Origin of the sequence: Minwuia sp. IMCC3009 (assembly GCF_029909415.1) — a bacterium.
Classification (GTDB): domain Bacteria; phylum Pseudomonadota; class Alphaproteobacteria; order Minwuiales; family Minwuiaceae; genus Minwuia.
Genome location: NZ_CP123781.1, coordinates 3,568,404 through 3,585,103, shown reverse-complemented (window position 1 = coordinate 3,585,103; position 16,700 = coordinate 3,568,404). Strand labels below are relative to the sequence as shown.

General features: G+C 59.3%; 12 protein-coding genes. 4 read left to right on the top strand and 8 right to left on the bottom strand.

The window, feature by feature from the left end; translation table 11 throughout:
• The first annotated feature begins 291 nt into the window (after positions 1-291).
• Both QGV55_RS16740 and QGV55_RS16735 read left to right on the top strand, forming a co-directional pair.
• On the top strand, positions 292-2,493 hold the full coding sequence (locus QGV55_RS16740) for a site-specific DNA-methyltransferase (protein WP_281023690.1): 2,202 nt from the start codon (positions 292-294) through the stop codon (positions 2,491-2,493).
• Positions 2,493-5,174: a DEAD/DEAH box helicase family protein gene (locus tag QGV55_RS16735; protein WP_281023689.1), complete on the top strand. Its 2,682-nt coding sequence runs from the start codon at positions 2,493-2,495 to the stop codon at positions 5,172-5,174. The genes QGV55_RS16740 and QGV55_RS16735 overlap by 1 nt, the downstream gene beginning before the upstream one ends.
• 247 nt (positions 5,175-5,421) lie before the next feature.
• Here QGV55_RS16735 and QGV55_RS16730 read toward each other — a convergent pair whose 3' ends face one another.
• The 7 genes from QGV55_RS16730 to QGV55_RS16700 form a co-directional block, all read right to left on the bottom strand.
• Positions 5,422-6,564, bottom strand: a complete 1,143-nt coding sequence (locus QGV55_RS16730; protein WP_281023688.1) for a hypothetical protein — start codon at positions 6,562-6,564, stop codon at positions 5,422-5,424.
• Between the two features lie 74 nt (positions 6,565-6,638).
• Entirely contained in the window at positions 6,639-6,998 is a 360-nt protein-coding gene (locus tag QGV55_RS16725; RefSeq protein ID WP_281023687.1) for a DUF736 domain-containing protein, read from the bottom strand.
• Between the two features lie 123 nt (positions 6,999-7,121).
• Complete coding sequence (locus tag QGV55_RS16720) at positions 7,122-7,469, bottom strand: helix-turn-helix domain-containing protein (RefSeq protein WP_281023686.1); 348 nt, start codon at positions 7,467-7,469, stop codon at positions 7,122-7,124.
• Between the two features lie 188 nt (positions 7,470-7,657).
• Positions 7,658-8,485, bottom strand: a complete 828-nt coding sequence (locus QGV55_RS16715) for a hypothetical protein (protein WP_281023685.1) — start codon at positions 8,483-8,485, stop codon at positions 7,658-7,660.
• A gap of 171 nt (positions 8,486-8,656) precedes the next feature.
• Positions 8,657-9,895, bottom strand: coding sequence for a site-specific integrase (locus tag QGV55_RS16710; protein WP_281023684.1), 1,239 nt, complete (start codon positions 9,893-9,895; stop codon positions 8,657-8,659).
• Positions 9,896-10,939: 1,044 nt separating this feature from the next.
• Positions 10,940-11,266, bottom strand: coding sequence for a hypothetical protein (locus tag QGV55_RS16705; RefSeq protein WP_281023683.1), 327 nt, complete (start codon positions 11,264-11,266; stop codon positions 10,940-10,942).
• 687 nt (positions 11,267-11,953) lie between these two features.
• On the bottom strand, positions 11,954-12,511 hold the full coding sequence (locus QGV55_RS16700) for a polymer-forming cytoskeletal protein (protein WP_281019501.1): 558 nt from the start codon (positions 12,509-12,511) through the stop codon (positions 11,954-11,956).
• 169 nt (positions 12,512-12,680) lie between these two features.
• On the opposite strand from QGV55_RS16700, the gene QGV55_RS16695 reads away from it, so the two are divergent.
• A complete protein-coding gene (locus tag QGV55_RS16695) occupies positions 12,681-13,940 on the top strand; it encodes a thiolase family protein (RefSeq protein ID WP_281019502.1) in 1,260 nt (419 codons plus the stop codon).
• A gap of 173 nt (positions 13,941-14,113) precedes the next feature.
• Positions 14,114-15,052: an LLM class flavin-dependent oxidoreductase gene (locus QGV55_RS16690; protein WP_281019503.1), complete on the top strand. Its 939-nt coding sequence runs from the start codon at positions 14,114-14,116 to the stop codon at positions 15,050-15,052.
• A 228-nt stretch (positions 15,053-15,280) separates the two neighbouring features.
• Here the strand turns inward: QGV55_RS16690 and QGV55_RS16685 are convergent, their stop codons facing one another.
• Positions 15,281-16,645: a glutamine synthetase family protein gene (locus QGV55_RS16685; protein ID WP_281019504.1), complete on the bottom strand. Its 1,365-nt coding sequence runs from the start codon at positions 16,643-16,645 to the stop codon at positions 15,281-15,283.
• Between the last annotated feature and the right edge of the window lie 55 nt (positions 16,646-16,700).

Below are 16,700 nucleotides of genomic sequence, written 5' to 3'. Positions count from 1 at the left end.
GCAATTGGAAGGGTTTCGGGAACGCCTTTTTTAGCATGAAAATTTGATCCCAACGTTGAGATAGATTTTCCGGAACGGGGCTCTCGCCAAGCGATATAGGCAAGATTGATAGGCTCAAGAGATGCTTTCGATGCGGAGCGCAACGCGCACCTAGTGCGCTTCTCTAGCTTTAGTGGCATTGGGTAGGGCGCAATTTGTTCTCGCACGGGTTGCGTGGCTGGTTCGACAATGCAGAATGGTGGAAAATCAAGAGCCTGCCCGAATCTGGGGCGGGTCAGTTGAGGGGAACCGATGGCACGACTGACAGAGCAGGAACAGCAGGAAATCATCCGGTTCATCGAGGCGGGCAAGCCCCTGCCGGACAAGTATCGCTTCCTTCTGTTCGACGACAAGCGCGAGGTCGAGCTGGTCTGGAACGGCAAGACCAACGAGGTGACGAATGTTGTCCTGCCCTTCCAGACGATTGAGCAGGTGGACGAGCCACGCGCTGAGAAGCCCGAGGATGCGGCGGCGCAGGCCGACCTGTTCGCGATGGACAACCGGGGCCGCCAGCTTCAAGGCTGGACCAACAAGCTGATATGGGGCGACAACAAACTCATCCTGTCATCTTTGAAAAGCGGCCCAATGCGCGAAGAGATTGAGAGACAGGGCGGTATCAAACTCATCTACATCGACCCGCCCTTTGATGTGGGCGCAGATTTTTCGATGGATATTGAAGTAGGTGAGGACACCTTCACGAAGCGGCCAAACATTCTGGAAGAAATTGCCTATCGTGATACCTGGGGCAAGGGGTCAGACTCATTCATCGCGATGATTTATGAAAGGCTAGTACTTGCTAAAGCACTTCTGGCGGATGATGGCTCTCTTTTTCTTCATTGTGACTGGCGCTTGAACTCGGCACTTCGCTTGGTGTTGGACGAAGTTTTTGGAAGCAATAGATATGTGAACGAAATAGTTTGGTGCTACAAAGACCTGGGTGGAGGTCGAAACACTAATTTTTATAAGCGGAAGCATGATAACATTTTTTGGTATTCTAAGTCGGAGCACTTCCAGACAAATGAAATAGAACGGGCAACCCTTTCTGAATCTACTCTCGATAGGTTTGGCCAGATGTTCGATGGGAACGGTGAGATAACATACCGTCGTTTCAAAGAGCTCCGCCCCACCGAATTTGCGACACGGGCGTCACAAGGCAGGGTTCCAGAAAACCTCGATGAGGTATTTTTGAGCAAGTCGCACGGAAGACAGCTCGAGGACTGGTGGATAGATATTAATCCCCTGCGAAAACGCGGTGGGTCTAACTATGTCCACGAAGAGTTTTTCTACCCAACCCAGAAACCAGAACGCCTCATTGAGCGTATTGTGAAAACGGTGACAAAGGATAATGACCTTGTCCTCGATTTCTTTGCGGGGTCGGGCACAACTCCGGCGGTATGTGAGCGGATAGGTCGCAAATGGATTGCCGCTGACCTTGGCAAGTTTGCCGTTCACGCGACTCGAAAAAGGATGATTTCTGTCCAGAGAAGACTGAAAGCCGAAGGCAAAGACTATCGCGCTTTCGAAATCCTAAACCTCGGAAAGTACGAGCGTCAGCACTATGTCGGAGTGAATCCCGACCTGCGTGAAGAACAGCGCCAACAACAGCTTGAAGCGCGGGAGCGGGCTTTTCTCAACCTTATTTTGCGCGCGTATCGTGCCGAGAAGACCGATGGCTTCGCCAGCTTTCACGGCAAGCGTGCCGGTCGCTTGGTTGCGATTGGTCCGGTGAACATGCCCGTCTCGCGGCTTTTCGTCGAGGAAATCATCCTTGAATGCCGCAAGAAGCATATCAGCAAGGTCGATATCTTGGGCTTTGAGTTTGAGATGGGTCTGTTCCCGAATGTACTGGACGAGGCCCGCGCGAAGGGTATCGACATCGCACCCAAGTATATCCCCCGAGATGTGTTCGACAAACGCGCCGTGGAGCGCAACCAGGTGGTCTTCCACGATGTGTCGTTCATCGAGGTCCGCCCTCACTTCAAGGCTAATATCGTATCTGTCGAGCTGACCGATTTCTCGGTCTTCTACTCGCAGGATTCCATCGCCAACGCCGAAGCGACCTTGAAAGACAAGCAGAGCAAAATCGTTGTCGAGAAAGGTCAAATCATCAAGGTCAGCAAGGACAAGGATGGCATCCTCACCCGCGAACAGCTGACTGAGACCTGGACCGACTGGATTGACTACTGGTCCGTTGACTTCGACTTCGAGAGCAAGCGCGAAATCGTCCGCATCCAAAACCCGGACACCGGGGAATGGGAAGAGCAATGGACGGGCGACTACATCTTTGAAAACGAATGGCAATCTTTCCGCACCAAGAAGGACCGCTCTCTTGAACTGAAAAGCGTGTTCCACGAGTGCGCGCCAGGACGGCGCAAGATTGCCGTCAAGGTCGTGGACATCTTCGGGAATGACACGATGACGATTGTGGATGTGAATGTCGGAGGGTCGAACTGATGGCGCTTCACCCCGATTTCCCCGATTCCCCGCACGAAATCCTTGACCCTACCATCCGCTGGTTCCCAGCGGATGAAGCGTTGCGCGAGACCGGCATGGAAAAGCTCATGCCGCCGCTTGTGGCGGCGCTGCGCGTCAAGGTGAAGGAGTTTCGCGATGGCGGCTATGTCGGTGCGTCTGACACGAGCAAGAGCCTGCTGAACTGGTGGTTCAACACCCCGCACCTGTTGCCGCAGGCCGATGGCAGCATGGCTGAGTTCAAGTATTTCTTCTCGCAGCGCGAGGCGCTGGAAACCATCATCTACCTCTATGATGTCGTAGGCGCGAAGGACAAGTTTGACCTGATGCGCTTCGACAGCTCGGGCGCTGTATCGGCCAGTATGTTCGACGAGACCTGGCGGCGTTATGTCGTGAAAATGGCGACCGGCGCAGGCAAGACCAAGGTGTTGAGCCTTGCCCTGGCGTGGGCCTATTTCCACAAGCTCTACGAGCCAGATAGCGAGCTGGCGCGAAACTTCTTACTTATCGCGCCGAACATCATCGTGCTCGACCGCATCTACAAAGACTTCGAAGGATTGCGGCTCTTCTACGAAGACCCGGTTATCCCCGACAATGGTTTTGATGGTCGGAACTGGCATGACGACTTCCAGTTGACGCTTCACCTTCAGGACGAGGTGCGCGTTACCCAACCGACTGGCAACATCTTCCTGACCAACATTCACCGCGTCTATGCGGGCGAGGACATTCCACCGACCGCTGATGATGACGACACGATGGATTTCTTCCTGGGCAAGCGGCCAACGGGCGGGACGACCGATTCCAAGGTGGACCTTGGAATGATTGTCCGCGACATCGACGAGCTGATGGTGCTGAACGACGAGGCGCACCACATCCACGATGCCCGTTTGGCCTGGTTCAAGTCGATTGAGGACATCCACAACCGCCTGGTCCAGAAAGGGTCAGGGCTGGCCCTTCAAGTCGATGTGACGGCAACGCCGAAGCACAACAACGGCGCTATCTTTGTCCAGACCGTGGCGGACTATCCTCTGGTCGAGGCGATTTCCCAGAATGTCGTCAAGCACCCCGTCCTGCCCGACGCGGCAAGCCGGTCGAAACTGGCCGAGCGCCAGAGCGCGAAGTACACCGAGAAGTACGCCGATTATCTGGACCTTGGCGTCATCGAATGGCGCAAAGCCTACGAAGAGCACCAGAAGATGGGCAAGAAAGCCATCCTCTTCGTGATGACCGATGACACCAAGAACTGCGACGATGTGGCGGCCTATCTCGAAGGCACCTACCCGGATTTGAAGGACTCGGTTCTGGTCATTCACACCAAGGCCAACGGCGAAATCTCGGAAGCAACCACCGGTAAGAAGAAGGAAGAGCTGGAAGAGCTGCGCAAGGACGCCAACGAAATCGACGACCCTACAAGCCCTTACAAGGCCGTTGTGTCCGTCCTGATGCTCAAAGAGGGTTGGGATGTGCGCAATGTGACAACGATTGTCGGACTGCGCGCATACAGCGCGAAGAGCAACATCCTGCCCGAGCAGACCTTGGGGCGCGGCCTGCGCAAAATGTATCCCGGCGGCGTCGAGGAATACTTGAGCGTTGTCGGCACCGACGCCTTTATGGAGTTCGTCGAGTCCATCCAGGCCGAGGGCGTCGAGCTTGAACGCAAACCGATGGGGTCAGGCACCAAACCCAAGACGCCGATTGTCGTCGAGGTGGACAAGGAAGACCCAGACAAAGACCTTGATGCGCTCGACATTGAAATCCCGGTCCTGACACCCCGCATTTACCGGGAATACAAGAACCTGGCCGACCTCGATGTGTCCTCGTTCAGCCACCAGAAGGTCATCTATCAAAGTTTCAGCGAGGAAGAGCAGCGCGAGATTGTCTTCAAGGACATCACGACCGGCGAGGTGACGCATACCACCGTGCTCGATACCGCCGGGATTGCCGACTATCGAAGTGTCATTGGCTACTTTACCAAGGCCATCATGGACGATTTGCGCTTGGTTAGCGGCTATGACGTTCTCTATGGCAAAGTGAAGTCCTTTGTTCAGGACCATCTGTTCGGGACGACCATCGACCTTGAAAGCGCAAATACGCTGCGGAATCTGTCCGAGCTGGCCGCGACGAAGACCATCCTGGAGAGCTTCAAGAAGGCAATCAATGCCCTGACCGTGAAAGACCGAGGCGATGCGGAAATCCGAGATACTATCAAGCTTCGGAACACCCGGCCCTTTGTGGTCAAAGACCAAGGCTACATCGTCCCGAAACGCAGCCTATTCAATCGTGTGATTGGCGACAGCCATCTCGAACTTCGGTTCGCAAGCTTCTTAGAAGGCTGCGCCGAGGTTCAGGCTTACGCCAAGAACTACATCGCGGTTCATTTCAAAATTGATTATGTGAACGCCGATGGAAACATCTCGAACTACTATCCGGATTTCATAGTCAAGCTAAGGGATGGTCGTATTTTCATCGTCGAGACCAAGGGCCAAGAAGACCTGGATGTACCACTGAAGATGGAGCGTCTGCGGCAATGGTGTGATGATGCTAACGCTGCACAGTCAGAGGCTGTATTCGATTTCGTGTATGTCGATGAAGAAGGATTTGATAAATACAAGGTTTCTAGTTTTTTCCAGTTGGTGGGCAGTTTTCGTGAGTACAAATTATAACTGTTCGTTCGGAAAATGGCGTAGAGAAATAATTTTACGCGATCTTAATGCTGAATATCGCTCAAAATTGACGATTGGGAATGTAATGAGCGTTTCTTTTCGTCTCTGCCCCTTCTGAACAGATGAACTAAAATAGCGCAATCGGGTCTGTCAGGCGCGGCAAGTTCTCCGCTCCCTTTTTTGGCGCCATTGAGAGACTACGTTCGAGCGGCAACCTTGAGAACGTGCTCCAGCAGTCTTCAGTATGTCAGAGGAAATGTAATCTCTTCCGCGTTCGTGATATCGCCTTCTCGAACGCCTCCGGATCGTTCTCGAATACCGCTTTCAGCTTCTCAACCATGAGTGTGGGAAGTTTTTCGCCGATGGCGTCATCGTCCCAACCCATCGCAACCGCGCATCCGACAGCGTTTCCGAATACCTGCTTGAGATAAATGTCTACGGCCTTTTCGCGCTCGATGGATCGAATTTGATCGGGTGACAGACCGGAGCGCAAGTCAAGCAGTTCACGTTTCGCCGTCGCCTGGGTGGCCTCCCATAGCGGGTGAAGGATCTGGCGGCTGATGTTGCTGTCGGTCTGTCGGCTCGCGAGGTAGCGTATCTTTTCCAGGCTGTTGACGATCACGTCGCCGATGCTGTTCTCGAAGTCTTCCAGCGTGCGGATGTTGTAGGCGTCCTTGAGGTGGTCCTTTCCCGCCCTGACTTCCACGCGCCAGACTTCAAGGTCGGGATCGTCGCGGTCAACGCCCCAGACCTCAAACCAGTGTGGCTTGTGCCTAGCAATGGCCTCAGTGCGCTTGTCGTAGACGATAATCTGCCGCCCGGGCATTGAGCCTATGGTGACGCTCTCGACGCGCCTCCCGTTGAGCACGGATCGTGGCTGGTCGGTGTCCTTGGCCTGATCCGCCTTGCTCCAGTACGGCTTTAGCTTGCATCGGGCATGGGTAACGAAGCGGTCGATTTCCAGTTCGAACCCGAAAGTCTGGAAGTCCATGGCGAAGTCTGCCCGGTTAAGGGATACGCCGATCACCTTGCCGCCCAGGTCAGCAATGGTTTGCTCAATTGTCGTGAATGTCTCTGCATACCCGTTGGTCAGCAGCATCGTGGAGCGGGGAGAGACGAAGATGTTCCATTGGTTCGGGTCGGAGCTGTCCTTGATCATCCAGTTTGCGCCGGTGGGGCCTGTGCTCAGCAGGAAAGCGTAGCCGCCTTTCGCGCCATGGCTGGAAACGTGAGCCGCGAACTTGCCGTCTGACAGATGACAAAGCGCTGGCTCTTGTTGGGTTGCAGCCTCGTCGCGGGCAGCGCGGAGCTGATCGAGTATCTTCGGAGGGAGTGAACCCTGAATGGCCAGGTCGATGGTGTCGAACCCGGCATGCAGCAGCTTGAACATGCTCTACGCTCCATTGCGCCATGTCAGGGCAGAGGGGGGTGTTACAGGAACCCCCCTCCTGGAACGCCTGATATTCAACGGTTTGAGCCTGCATTGCGGTCCTGGCGCCTGCGCCAGGTGATTGAATACTCGCCCGGATTGCGTGTCGGGAACGCCGCGACGTTGATCGGAGTGGCAAAGCTCGGATCATCGAGGTTGATGCTCAGGAACCGAATTTCCTCGTTGGCGCTGTCGCGCGTGACCTTTTCCCAGGCGGCTCCGATCTCGACCTCCTGATCGTTGGCCCTTCGGGCGAAGATGCGATGCGAAGGCTTGTTGCCTGTTCCGCCGTTGCCGGTGCTGATGCAGACGATATCGGCATTGAGGGTGAGGGTGCCGATATAGCCTGTCAGCTCATCCGCTCCGTTGATGTTAAGTTTGCCTATCTGGCTCATCTGTTCGTCCTTTCAGGTGTTTTTGAAGTGAGTGGAGGGGGTAAGCGCGCTCCGCGCAGGGGCCGCTTTGGTTTTGAGGGTGAGGGAGTGCCGGAGAGTCCCTTTCGGCAACTCCCCGGCTTTTCAGGAGCTTTCCCGAACGCGCTTGCGAAACGGCAGACCGCCTCTCGGCTTCCGGGTCTCGCCCTCAAAATCCCCGCCGTCGCGGCCAGCTCCGGCAGGGCAAAACTTGGAACTCTGTTCGTACTGGGAAGGCTGGGACGTGTTGGCGACGACGCGCTCGCTGGCCCAGGCGATCAGGTCACGGCGGCGATACCGGATGGAACGCTTTGAAACCCGAATGAAGAGCGGGCCGCCGCCACGGTTGCGCCAGTTCTGAAGCGCCCTGACGGAGTAGTCGAGGAACTCAGCCGCTGCGACTTCGTTCAAGAGCTGATCGAGGTATTCCCGATCTTCGGTAGTTTCCGCCATGTCTCTCTCCATGCATCTTTGTTGCTCGATGCGGTGAAAGCTGGCGATCTGGTTTTCGCTCTAATAGCCTGTCCAATAAAAATTAATTGAACCGGAAAATGGGCCGAAATCGGTTCATTTTATGTATCTGATAAAAATGACAAATCAGGGAAATCCGTGGAAATGAACCGACCTGGTGCGGAAGCGGTTCATTTCTTTGGAGCAGCTCTACGCCCTGGGCGCCGCCAATCTTCCGGCACTTCCTCCTCCCAAACGCGCTGTGCAACCGATTTGGTCAGACCCGGTATTCTCCTGCGGGCATCGTTGCGGTATTGCCCGACGTTCTTCGGCTTCTGCCCAATTCGCGCAACCTCACGAACTTCGATCCTAAAAGCCTGTGCAGGGGTGAGGGGTTGTCCGGGGGCGGCTTCAACAGGCTCTATCTTGGAAAGCCAGGCCATGAATTGCTCTCGATCCAGCATCATGATCCCGCGCCGTCGTTTGCCCGGAAATCGGGCCTCAATGAGGTAAGAATCTCTGATGCGGATATGCACTCCTCTCCGGTTCTCGATGCTCCCCAATGATCTTCCGAGGTGATCGCCAGTAAAGATATTTAGGCCGTCTCCACGCATAGCATTCTCAAGAATTTCCTGTGCATGGTCGATCTTGGAAAAGTACTTGTAGTCCTCAACGCTTTCTTCGTTGATCGCGGATTTTGAATCGAGCTCCCGGTAAGCGTCCGACCTCTCCTGCAGCGTCTTGTCTCGCAGCGCCTCAAGCGTCTTGGTGGTCTCGGGGTCGGTCGCTCGTGAAATCCTCTTGGAAAGGATCGCAAGCGTATCTTTGGCATCGTCGATGATCGTCTGGAGATCCTTGTTTCGCTTGAGGACGGGTCTCGGATCGTCTGGCCTGTCCCGCCCAACATGGCATCCGATCCATGTTGCGGGGTAGAGGTGCAGGCCCAATCGATCCAGCGCGAAACCGGTGGGAATGAACCGCTCATCCTCAAGTATGTATCGTGGTTCAGTTGTCATCATTCCAAACCGTTGGTCCCCTGACCGCAATCTTGGCAGCTTAGGGCATCTCGTGCTGAGTGACACAACGGATGGATGCACCTGCAAGTTCCGCAAGTCTCGCCTGATATCAACGGATATCGCTGCCGATACGCCTGCAATGCGCAGCGATCAAATGCGCTCGAACGCGTCTGGTCAGGTTCCCGTCCGCATCGGGAATTGAACAACATTCGAAACCTCTGTCTCATCCGTTGCAGGCGGTGTCGGATCGTCGTCCGTTGTCTCTGCCTTCATCGCCTGCCCAAGCGAGTTTGCGATCTTGGCGGCGGCTGCCTTGACCGGATCATCGGCCAGATGGGCGTAGCGCATCGTGGTCTGTATCTGCGTGTGACCAAGCAACTTGCTCACCATCAGGATATCCATACCGCCCATGACGGCGTTCGAGGCGTAGGTGTGCCGGAGATCGTGAATGCGCACGCCCTCAAGTCTGGAGAGTTCGCGGATGCGTCGCCAGGGCTTTTGCAGGTCATTGATCGGCTGGCCATCTACCAGGCCGGTGATGATGTAGGGATTGCCCTCAATCTCGGGGATTTGGGCAAGCACGGCCTCAATCTCTGGAGTTAGGGGAATGCGGCGTGGTCCGGTCTTGCTGTCGGGCAGCACCAGATATCCGGGTTTGACGAACTCCCATTTGAGCGTCCGTATCTCACTCAGTCGGCATCCGGTCAGGATCAGCAGCCGGAAGGCGGAGACAACTGGCGTGGATTCGGAGCCATCCGCCTCGCAGTCGCTCAGCACCTTGCCCAACCTCTGGAGTTCCTCTTGCGACAGGAAGCGTTCCCTCTGGTGAACGCGGTACTTCTTCACATGACGGCAGGGGTTGGAGCCGTCCGGTCGCAAGCCCCAGATTTCGGACAGGTTGAACATCTTCGACATGACCGAGAGCGCCTGATTGGCTTGGTACGGCGTAGCGCGCATCCGGTGGTGCAGTTCCGAAACATCGGCCCTTGCGACATCGCTCAGCCGAAAAGCGCCCATGGCAGGCTTGATGTGCTTCTCGATGAGTCGCCGATACTCGCGAATGGTGAACGGCTTGCAATGCTGCTTGGCATGTTCGTCCAGGAACCGTTCGCACAGGCTCGCGACGGTGGGCGCAAGCCGCTCCTGTCGCCGATCCTCCGAAGGGTTGCATCCAGCCGCCACAGTGCCGAGAAGTTCTCGCGCGCGCCCTCTTGCCTCGTCGGGGGTCACGGTGCCGAACCGGCCCAGGCTGACACGGCGGGTGCGTCCTCCGGAACGATACTGGACCAGGAAGGTCTTTCGCCCGGTGGGGTAGAGCCGCAACCCGAAACCGGGCAGGAGTTCGTCAAAGATGAACTGCTCGCCGTCCGGTACGGGCAGGCTGTCGATATATCGCTTGGTCAATCTGGCCATCTCGTCCCTCGAATTCGGAAGCATATCGGAAGCAGCAGGGGGCGAATTCAGGCGTTGACGGTGACAGGTGAGCGCAGTCGTTGTCCAGATAAAAATAAACAGAAACAGCTAGTTAGTATGGTTGGCGCAGCTTGGCGAAAGTGGGCGAAAAGGCTCCTGAGCGGGTTCGTAATTAGTAGGTCGGTGGTTCGAGTCCACTCAGCGGCACCATTCCTTTCAACGGGTTAGATCACGGGCAGTGTTTTTGATTTACGCCCAGCAATCACATGGTAGGCACCGGGGGCATTCTTCGCTGGTGCCAGCAGCGGCTGATTGGATCGCCTACGCTGCCTCTGCGCTTCCGCGATGCGCGCGCGCCCTTCAAGGCTCTTCGGCCCGGTAGACAGTCCACCGCGCATCCGGCTCCGGCGCATCCCGATGACACCCGCGCGCGCGTTAGGGGGCGGGGAAACTCAACGTCGCCAATCAGCCGTATCGCGTCTGCCGGTCCGATGATGCGTGCAGGCTGTCCCTGATTTCCTACCGCTCCGCCTCTGCCAGACTTTGCCTTCCCTTTCACGGTCCCGGTAATCGGACCAAATGCGGTCAGGAACAGCCTGCAACGGTCCGACAGGTCGTACACATACATTCTGCCAGGGCAGGGGGTGAGGCGGGGCTGGTCAGGAGTGGGCGGAGGCGATTGGCGTCAACACACGCGACAGTGTATCGGACCTGATACCACCGAATATCTTCTGCCCAACCAACGCTAGAGCGTCAGAAAGTAACCGGAAAGACCATCCTCGCCGTCGGTACCCGGCACTCCCCTGGACGGTCCCCCGATACCTGCGCGACCACCATCGACAAGGAACGTCCAGCCCGGAGTTCTGCTATCGGGCGTTTGCACCCAGACAACTCCCCCTTCGCCTCCTGGAGCGCCACCGCCACCGCCGCCCGTCCCAACGTTCCTCGGTATGCCTCCAGCACCAGCTTTGCCGTCCTCGCCTGACACTCCTCGCACATCAATCACGCCTGATCCGATGGCTTTTCCGCCAACTCCTATGAACATCAAGCCGCCGTTGGTGTTTCCTCGTCGTCCTCCGTCGCCACCAGCGCCAAAGGTCCCCCGCTCTGCCCCGATTCTGCCGACAGCCGGTTGTCCTGGTCGCCTCCGGTGTGCGTCGTGCACTGCGCCGCTGCCTCCACCACCGCCGTGTTCCGTGGTTCCGGCAGCACCGGCACCACCAACAAGAGGTCCGCCTTGGCTTCCACCGTCGCCACCGTTTCCTCCAATATTCGACATGGAGAACTGATGGCTGAGTCGAAGGCCTGAAGGGGTTGTGGCCTCAAATATTCGGCGGTCGGAACTGAAGCTTCCGAAATCGATACGGCCATCCAAATGAACGTCACCGGCCACGTCCAGAATCAACCAGTCTTGGCTATTGGCGACGATGAGCAGCGTACCTCCTTTCTCGATATGCACGGAGTCAAACCGCCATAGCCTTGCAGGAAGTCGTTTCGTCTGTCCCGATTGAACGTGGAGAACGCGGCCAGAGCTTTGGCCAATCTTGCTGCAGCCCATCAGAAGAGCTGCGCTTCCCATCGCGGTGAGAATTTTTCGACGATCTCCACACCAGCTCATTTCTCCGGTAACTCCTCGTACGATTGCCGTATCTGCAGGCTATCACTGCCGGAATTGAACTGGCCAGCCGAGTTCATCGCTCATGCGTGTTGGCGGAATCATCAACTGGGTCCCCCACGCAAGGGTTTCGGCGAAGCAAGGTTGTTGGCCGCCCGGCCGACGAACGTTGTGGCGTGCCGTGTGACGAAATTACCAAAGGGAAGGAGAGCCTTAGAAACCGAACTCGCTCGCTCAGGTAAAAGAACGGCTTACTTTGCGCCGCTGGCCACGACGCCCCCTCTGCCATGCGGCTTCAACAGGAGGCCGCTTGGCGCATGAAATCCTTCGTCCCTGGTTCGCCGGCATATTCGTAGTTGGTAGGTCGGTGGTTCGGGTCCACTCAGCGCACCATTTTTCCTTCCGGCGTCAGAAGGTGGGCACGGCAGTTGCCGTGTTCCCCCTCACTCGCTGTTCGCGGCCTTCCTCGGTGCGGCTTCCGTCGGCGTCGCTTCCGTCTCCTGCCCCTCGCCGAACATCTGGATCTCGCCGGCGATGCGGCCGCCCGCCTCGATCTCGACTTCGCCGTAGCGCAGGATGCCTTTCAGCTTGCCGGTGGAGCGGACGATCAGGCGTTCGCGGCAGTTCAGGGTGCCTTCGAAGTCGCCGGCGATGTCGGCGGTATCGACGTGGCATTCACCGGCGTAACTTCCCCCGGGGCTGACGCGGAAGCTGGTGGCCTCGACACGGGCGTCGACCGCGCCCTCGATCACCAGTTCGGCGCAGTTGCTGACCTCCCCCTTCAGGGAGATGCCGCTGCCGACCAGCAGGCGCGATTCCTCTTCCTTCGCGCTGCTGCCGGGGATGCGCATCGGCGCCTCCTGCCGGGGGCGGGGAATGTCGGGTCGGGGGCGGCGCGCGATCAGGTCCTCCGTCGGCATCGGCGTGCTCGTCTTCGGTGCCGGGCGCTGTGCCTCGCTGCTGCCTTCGCCATCCTGTCCGTTCGGTTTGCGGGTGAACATGGTCGGTTTCCGCCTTCCTCGCTGGTCTGATCCCTCAATTGACGTTATCCATAGTCCTGTTCGATCACGGCGACAATTGGGCGAAGCGCAGGTTTTTTGCCGGTCACCGCTTTGACATCCGGCGGTCACGGCCATCCGCACCGCGCCGCCGCAGCCTGGGGAGGCAGAAATGACTGACGCATACATCATCGGCTCCTTTTCCACCCGGTTCCAGAAATGGCCCGACAAGTCGTTCAAGGACCTGACGCGGGAGGCCTATCTGGGCGCGCTCGCCGATGCGGGGATGGAGAACGGCGACGACATCGAGTTCGGCTGGTTCGGCAATTGCGGCATGTGGCTGCACAACGACCAGGGTTCCATCCGCGGCCAGGTCTGCTTCACGCCCCTGGTGAACGAGGGGCTGTTCCCCGCCCGCGTACCGATGGTGAACGTGGAGGGCGCCTGCGCCACTGCCTCGATGGCGCTGCACGGGGCGTGGAAGGACATCCTGTCCGGCCAGACCGATGTCAGCCTGGCCATTGGTGTGGAGAAGATCTGGATCCCCGACGAGCCGGAGAAGATCCAGCGCAGCTTCTACGCCGGTATCGACAATTTCGATCCGGAGGAATGGCAGGAATATTATCGGAATGCGGGCGAGGAAGCGGGCAAGTCCTTCGAGACCGGGCCGGACCGCACCGTCTTCATGGACACCTATGCCATGCAGGCCTGCTATCACATGAAGAAGCATGGCACGACGCAGCGCCAGATCGCCGCCGGAGCCGCCAAGAACCACAATTACGGCGCCCTGAACCCCAACGCCCAGTACCAGTTCCCGATGACCGTCGATCAGGTGGTGGAGGACCGGCCGGTCAGTTTCCCGCTCACCCGCTCCATGTGCTCCCCTATCGGGGACGGCGCGGCGGCGGCGGTCGTGGTGTCGGAGGATTACTACAAGGGCCTGCCGCAGGCGGTGAAGGACCGGGCCGTGAAGATCCGCGCCAACGCCCTGTCGGGCGGCAAGTACAAGCGGCTGGACGAGCCGTCGCTGTCGATGACCGCGGCGCAGAAGGCCTATGCCCATGCCGGGCTGAAGCCGGAGGATGTGCAGGTGGCGGAGGTGCATGACGCCACCAGCTTCTGCGAGGTGCTGCAGGTGGAGATGATGGGCTTCTGCGACGTGGGCGAGGGCGGTCGCTTCGTGGAGGCGGGTGAGACCGGACCGGGTGGCAAGGTGCCGGTGAACACCTCCGGCGGTCTGGTGTCGAAGGGGCATCCGGTGGGCGCCACCGGCCTGTCGATGATCTACGAACTGACGACGCAGCTGCGCGGGGAGGCAGGCGAACGGCAGGTGCCGGACGCCCGCATCGCACTGGCAGAGAACGGCGGCGGCGTCATCGGCTTCGAGGAAGCGGCCTGTTCGGTTACCATCCTGGAACGCGCCCGGGATTAGGTTGTCTGTGGGCCGTTCCGCCCCTCTCCCCCTCCCGGCCACCCACGCAAGTATCCTGAAACGGGTGGCCGGGAGGGGGAGAGGGGCGGAACGGTCAGCATAGAGACTCCGAAGAGGGGCGGAACGGTCAACAACCGCTCAGAGGCACCAACGTAGAACCGAGGAGACGCAACATGCCTGTCAGGGTCGGAATGGGTTTCGGGGAACTGCCCTTCTCGGGGGCGGCCCCGTTCTGGGACTGGATCGACATGCTGGAGGACGGCGGCGTCAACAGCTACTGGCAGTCGGACCGTATCGCCTCTGCCCGGCCGCATCTGGAACCGATGGCGGCGCTGGGGGCCGTTGCCGGGCGCACGCGGCGGCTGAAGTTCGGCATGAATGTCGCCTCTCTGGCGCTCCGGGAACCGGTGCTGCTGGCCAAGCAGTGCGCCACCATTGATTACCTCAGCGCCGGGCGGCTGCTGCCGGCCTTCGGGATCGGTGCGAAACTGGCCCCGGACTGGGCCGCGACGGGCATGCCGACGGCAGGGCGCGGTGCGCGGGCCGATGAGGCGCTGGAGATCATCATCCGCCTCTGGAAGGGGGAGACGCTGGACTATGACGGCAAGTATTTCCAGCTGAAGGGCGCGCGGATCTCACCGACACCCGTGAACCCGAACATCCCCATGTGGATCGGCGGTGCCACCAAGGCGGCGGTGGAGCGGACGGCGAAATATGGCACCGGCTGGCAGGCTGCCTTCGAAAGCCCGGCCCAGCTGGCGCCCGTTGTGCGGGCCATCCGCGAGACCGCGGTGGCGCAGGGCCGTCCGGTGGCCGATGACCATTTCGGCGCGGCCTTCCCGTTCCGCTTCGGCAGCATGGACGAGGAAGTGGTGGCGACGGAGGCCGGCCGCTTCGAGAAGCGGCTGCGCAAGGACCCGACCGGGTACTTCGTGGTGGGGGACGAGGCGACGATCCTCGACCGCATCCGCGCCTATGTCGATGCCGGGGCGTCGAAATTCATCCTGCGCCCCATCGCGGGCAGCGACGCCGACCTGATGGACCAGACCCGGAAGTTCATCGATCTGGTGCAGCCGGAACTGGACGCCATTCCGCTGCCGAAGGCGGCCTGACCGTCGCCAGGTGAGCCATCTGACGTCGGAGCTCGCCTGACGAGTACACCGCACTGCATGTCTTCCCCCCTTGAGGGGGAAGTGGCCGCGAAGCGGTCGATGGGGGGTGAAGCCGCAGGCTGCCGAACTGTGGTGAAATCCCGGCTGTTCGGCTTCGCCGATTCACCCCCATCCCGACCTTCCCCCGTCGAGGGGGAAGGGGAAGTACAACAATTGCCGCCGTCGCTGTCAGGCGCGCTCGAAGCCGCGGGCGACTTCCCAGTCGGTGACCACCCGCTCGTGCTCCTGCTGTTCCCAGATGGCGACATGGACGTAGTGGTCCACCACATTGTCACCCAGCGCCGCGCGCAGCATCTTCGACCGCTTCAGGGCCAGCGTGGCATCGCGCAGGTTGGCGGGGATGCGGCGGATGCGGCGTCCCTGATAGGCATCGCCCTCGAACCCCGGTTCCAGTTCCAGCTTGCGCTCGATCCCGTCGATCCCGGCGGCCAGCAGCGCGGCCATGGCGAGATAGGGGTTCAGGTCGGCGCCGCCGACGCGGCATTCGACGCGGATCGCCCTGGTACCCTCACCGCACAGGCGATACCCCGCGGTGCGGTTGTCGCGTGACCAGATGGCGGCGGTGGGCGCGAAGGTGCCAGCCTGGAACCGCTTGTAGCTGTTCACATAGGGGGCAAGGAACCAGGTGATGGCGCTGGCATGTTCCAGTTGCCCGGCCAGGAAATGGCGCATCAGGTCGGACATGCCCAGCGGGTCCTGCGGATCATGGAACAGCGGAGTGCCGTCCATGTCCTGCAGCGACTGGTGGATGTGGCTGGAATTGCCCGCCGCGTCCGTGTCCCACTTGGCCAGGAACGTCAGGGCACGGCCCTTTGCCCAGGCGATCTCCTTGGCGGCGTTCTTGATCACCGCGTGGCTGTCGGCCATGTCGAGCGCATCCGAATAGCGGACGTTGATCTCCCCCTGGCCGGCGTCTGCCTCCCCCTTCGAATTCTCCACCGGGATGCCTGCGGCCTGCAGGCCCCGGCGCAGCGCCCGCATCACCGGTTCCTCCTTGGTGGTCTGGAAGATGTTGTAGTCCTCGTTGTAGCGGCTGAAGGTCGAAAGATCGCGGTACCCGGACGCGGCCGCCTGTTCGTAGGATTCCTCGAACAGGAAGAACTCCAGCTCCGACGCCATCATGGCGCGATAGCCCATGCCCTCCAGCCGCGCGATCTGGCGCTTCAGGACGGCGCGGGGGGAATGGGGCACCGGCTGGTGGTGGTGATCCAGCACGTCACAGAGCACCAGCGCCGTACCCTCCAGCCAGGGCACCTGCCGCAGGGTGGCAAGGTCGGGCTGCATCACGTAGTCCCCGTAGCCGCTGGCCCAGCTTGCGGCGGCAAAGCCCTCCACGGTGATCATCTCCAGATCGGTGGCCAGCAGGTAGTTGCAGGCGTGGGTTTCCTCCCAGCCGCTGTCGAGGAAGAATTCGGCCTGGAACCGCTTGCCCATCAGCCGCCCCTGCATGTCCACCATGCAGACCAGCACGGTATCGATCTCCCCCGCGCCGACCGCTGCCGTCAGTTCGTCCATCGTCAGATTGCCGGGCATGGCTGTCCCCTCTTGTCTCCGGGCCGGGAATTCTTGACTTCCCCTGCTGCAGCCA

Excerpts from the sequence above, each read along its gene's own strand:
- QGV55_RS16740 (WP_281023690.1), top strand. The coding sequence starts at position 292 with ATGGCACGACTGACAGAGCAGGAACAGCAGGAAATCATCCGGTTCATC.
- QGV55_RS16735 (WP_281023689.1), top strand. The coding sequence starts at position 2,493 with ATGGCGCTTCACCCCGATTTCCCCGATTCCCCGCACGAAATCCTTGAC.
- QGV55_RS16730 (WP_281023688.1), bottom strand. The coding sequence starts at position 6,564 with ATGTTCAAGCTGCTGCATGCCGGGTTCGACACCATCGACCTGGCCATT.
- QGV55_RS16725 (WP_281023687.1), bottom strand. The coding sequence starts at position 6,998 with ATGAGCCAGATAGGCAAACTTAACATCAACGGAGCGGATGAGCTGACA.
- QGV55_RS16720 (WP_281023686.1), bottom strand. The coding sequence starts at position 7,469 with ATGGCGGAAACTACCGAAGATCGGGAATACCTCGATCAGCTCTTGAAC.
- QGV55_RS16715 (WP_281023685.1), bottom strand. The coding sequence starts at position 8,485 with ATGATGACAACTGAACCACGATACATACTTGAGGATGAGCGGTTCATT.
- QGV55_RS16710 (WP_281023684.1), bottom strand. The coding sequence starts at position 9,895 with ATGGCCAGATTGACCAAGCGATATATCGACAGCCTGCCCGTACCGGAC.
- QGV55_RS16705 (WP_281023683.1), bottom strand. The coding sequence starts at position 11,266 with ATGGCCGTATCGATTTCGGAAGCTTCAGTTCCGACCGCCGAATATTTG.
- QGV55_RS16700 (WP_281019501.1), bottom strand. The coding sequence starts at position 12,511 with ATGTTCACCCGCAAACCGAACGGACAGGATGGCGAAGGCAGCAGCGAG.
- QGV55_RS16695 (WP_281019502.1), top strand. The coding sequence starts at position 12,681 with ATGACTGACGCATACATCATCGGCTCCTTTTCCACCCGGTTCCAGAAA.
- QGV55_RS16690 (WP_281019503.1), top strand. The coding sequence starts at position 14,114 with ATGCCTGTCAGGGTCGGAATGGGTTTCGGGGAACTGCCCTTCTCGGGG.
- QGV55_RS16685 (WP_281019504.1), bottom strand. The coding sequence starts at position 16,645 with ATGCCCGGCAATCTGACGATGGACGAACTGACGGCAGCGGTCGGCGCG.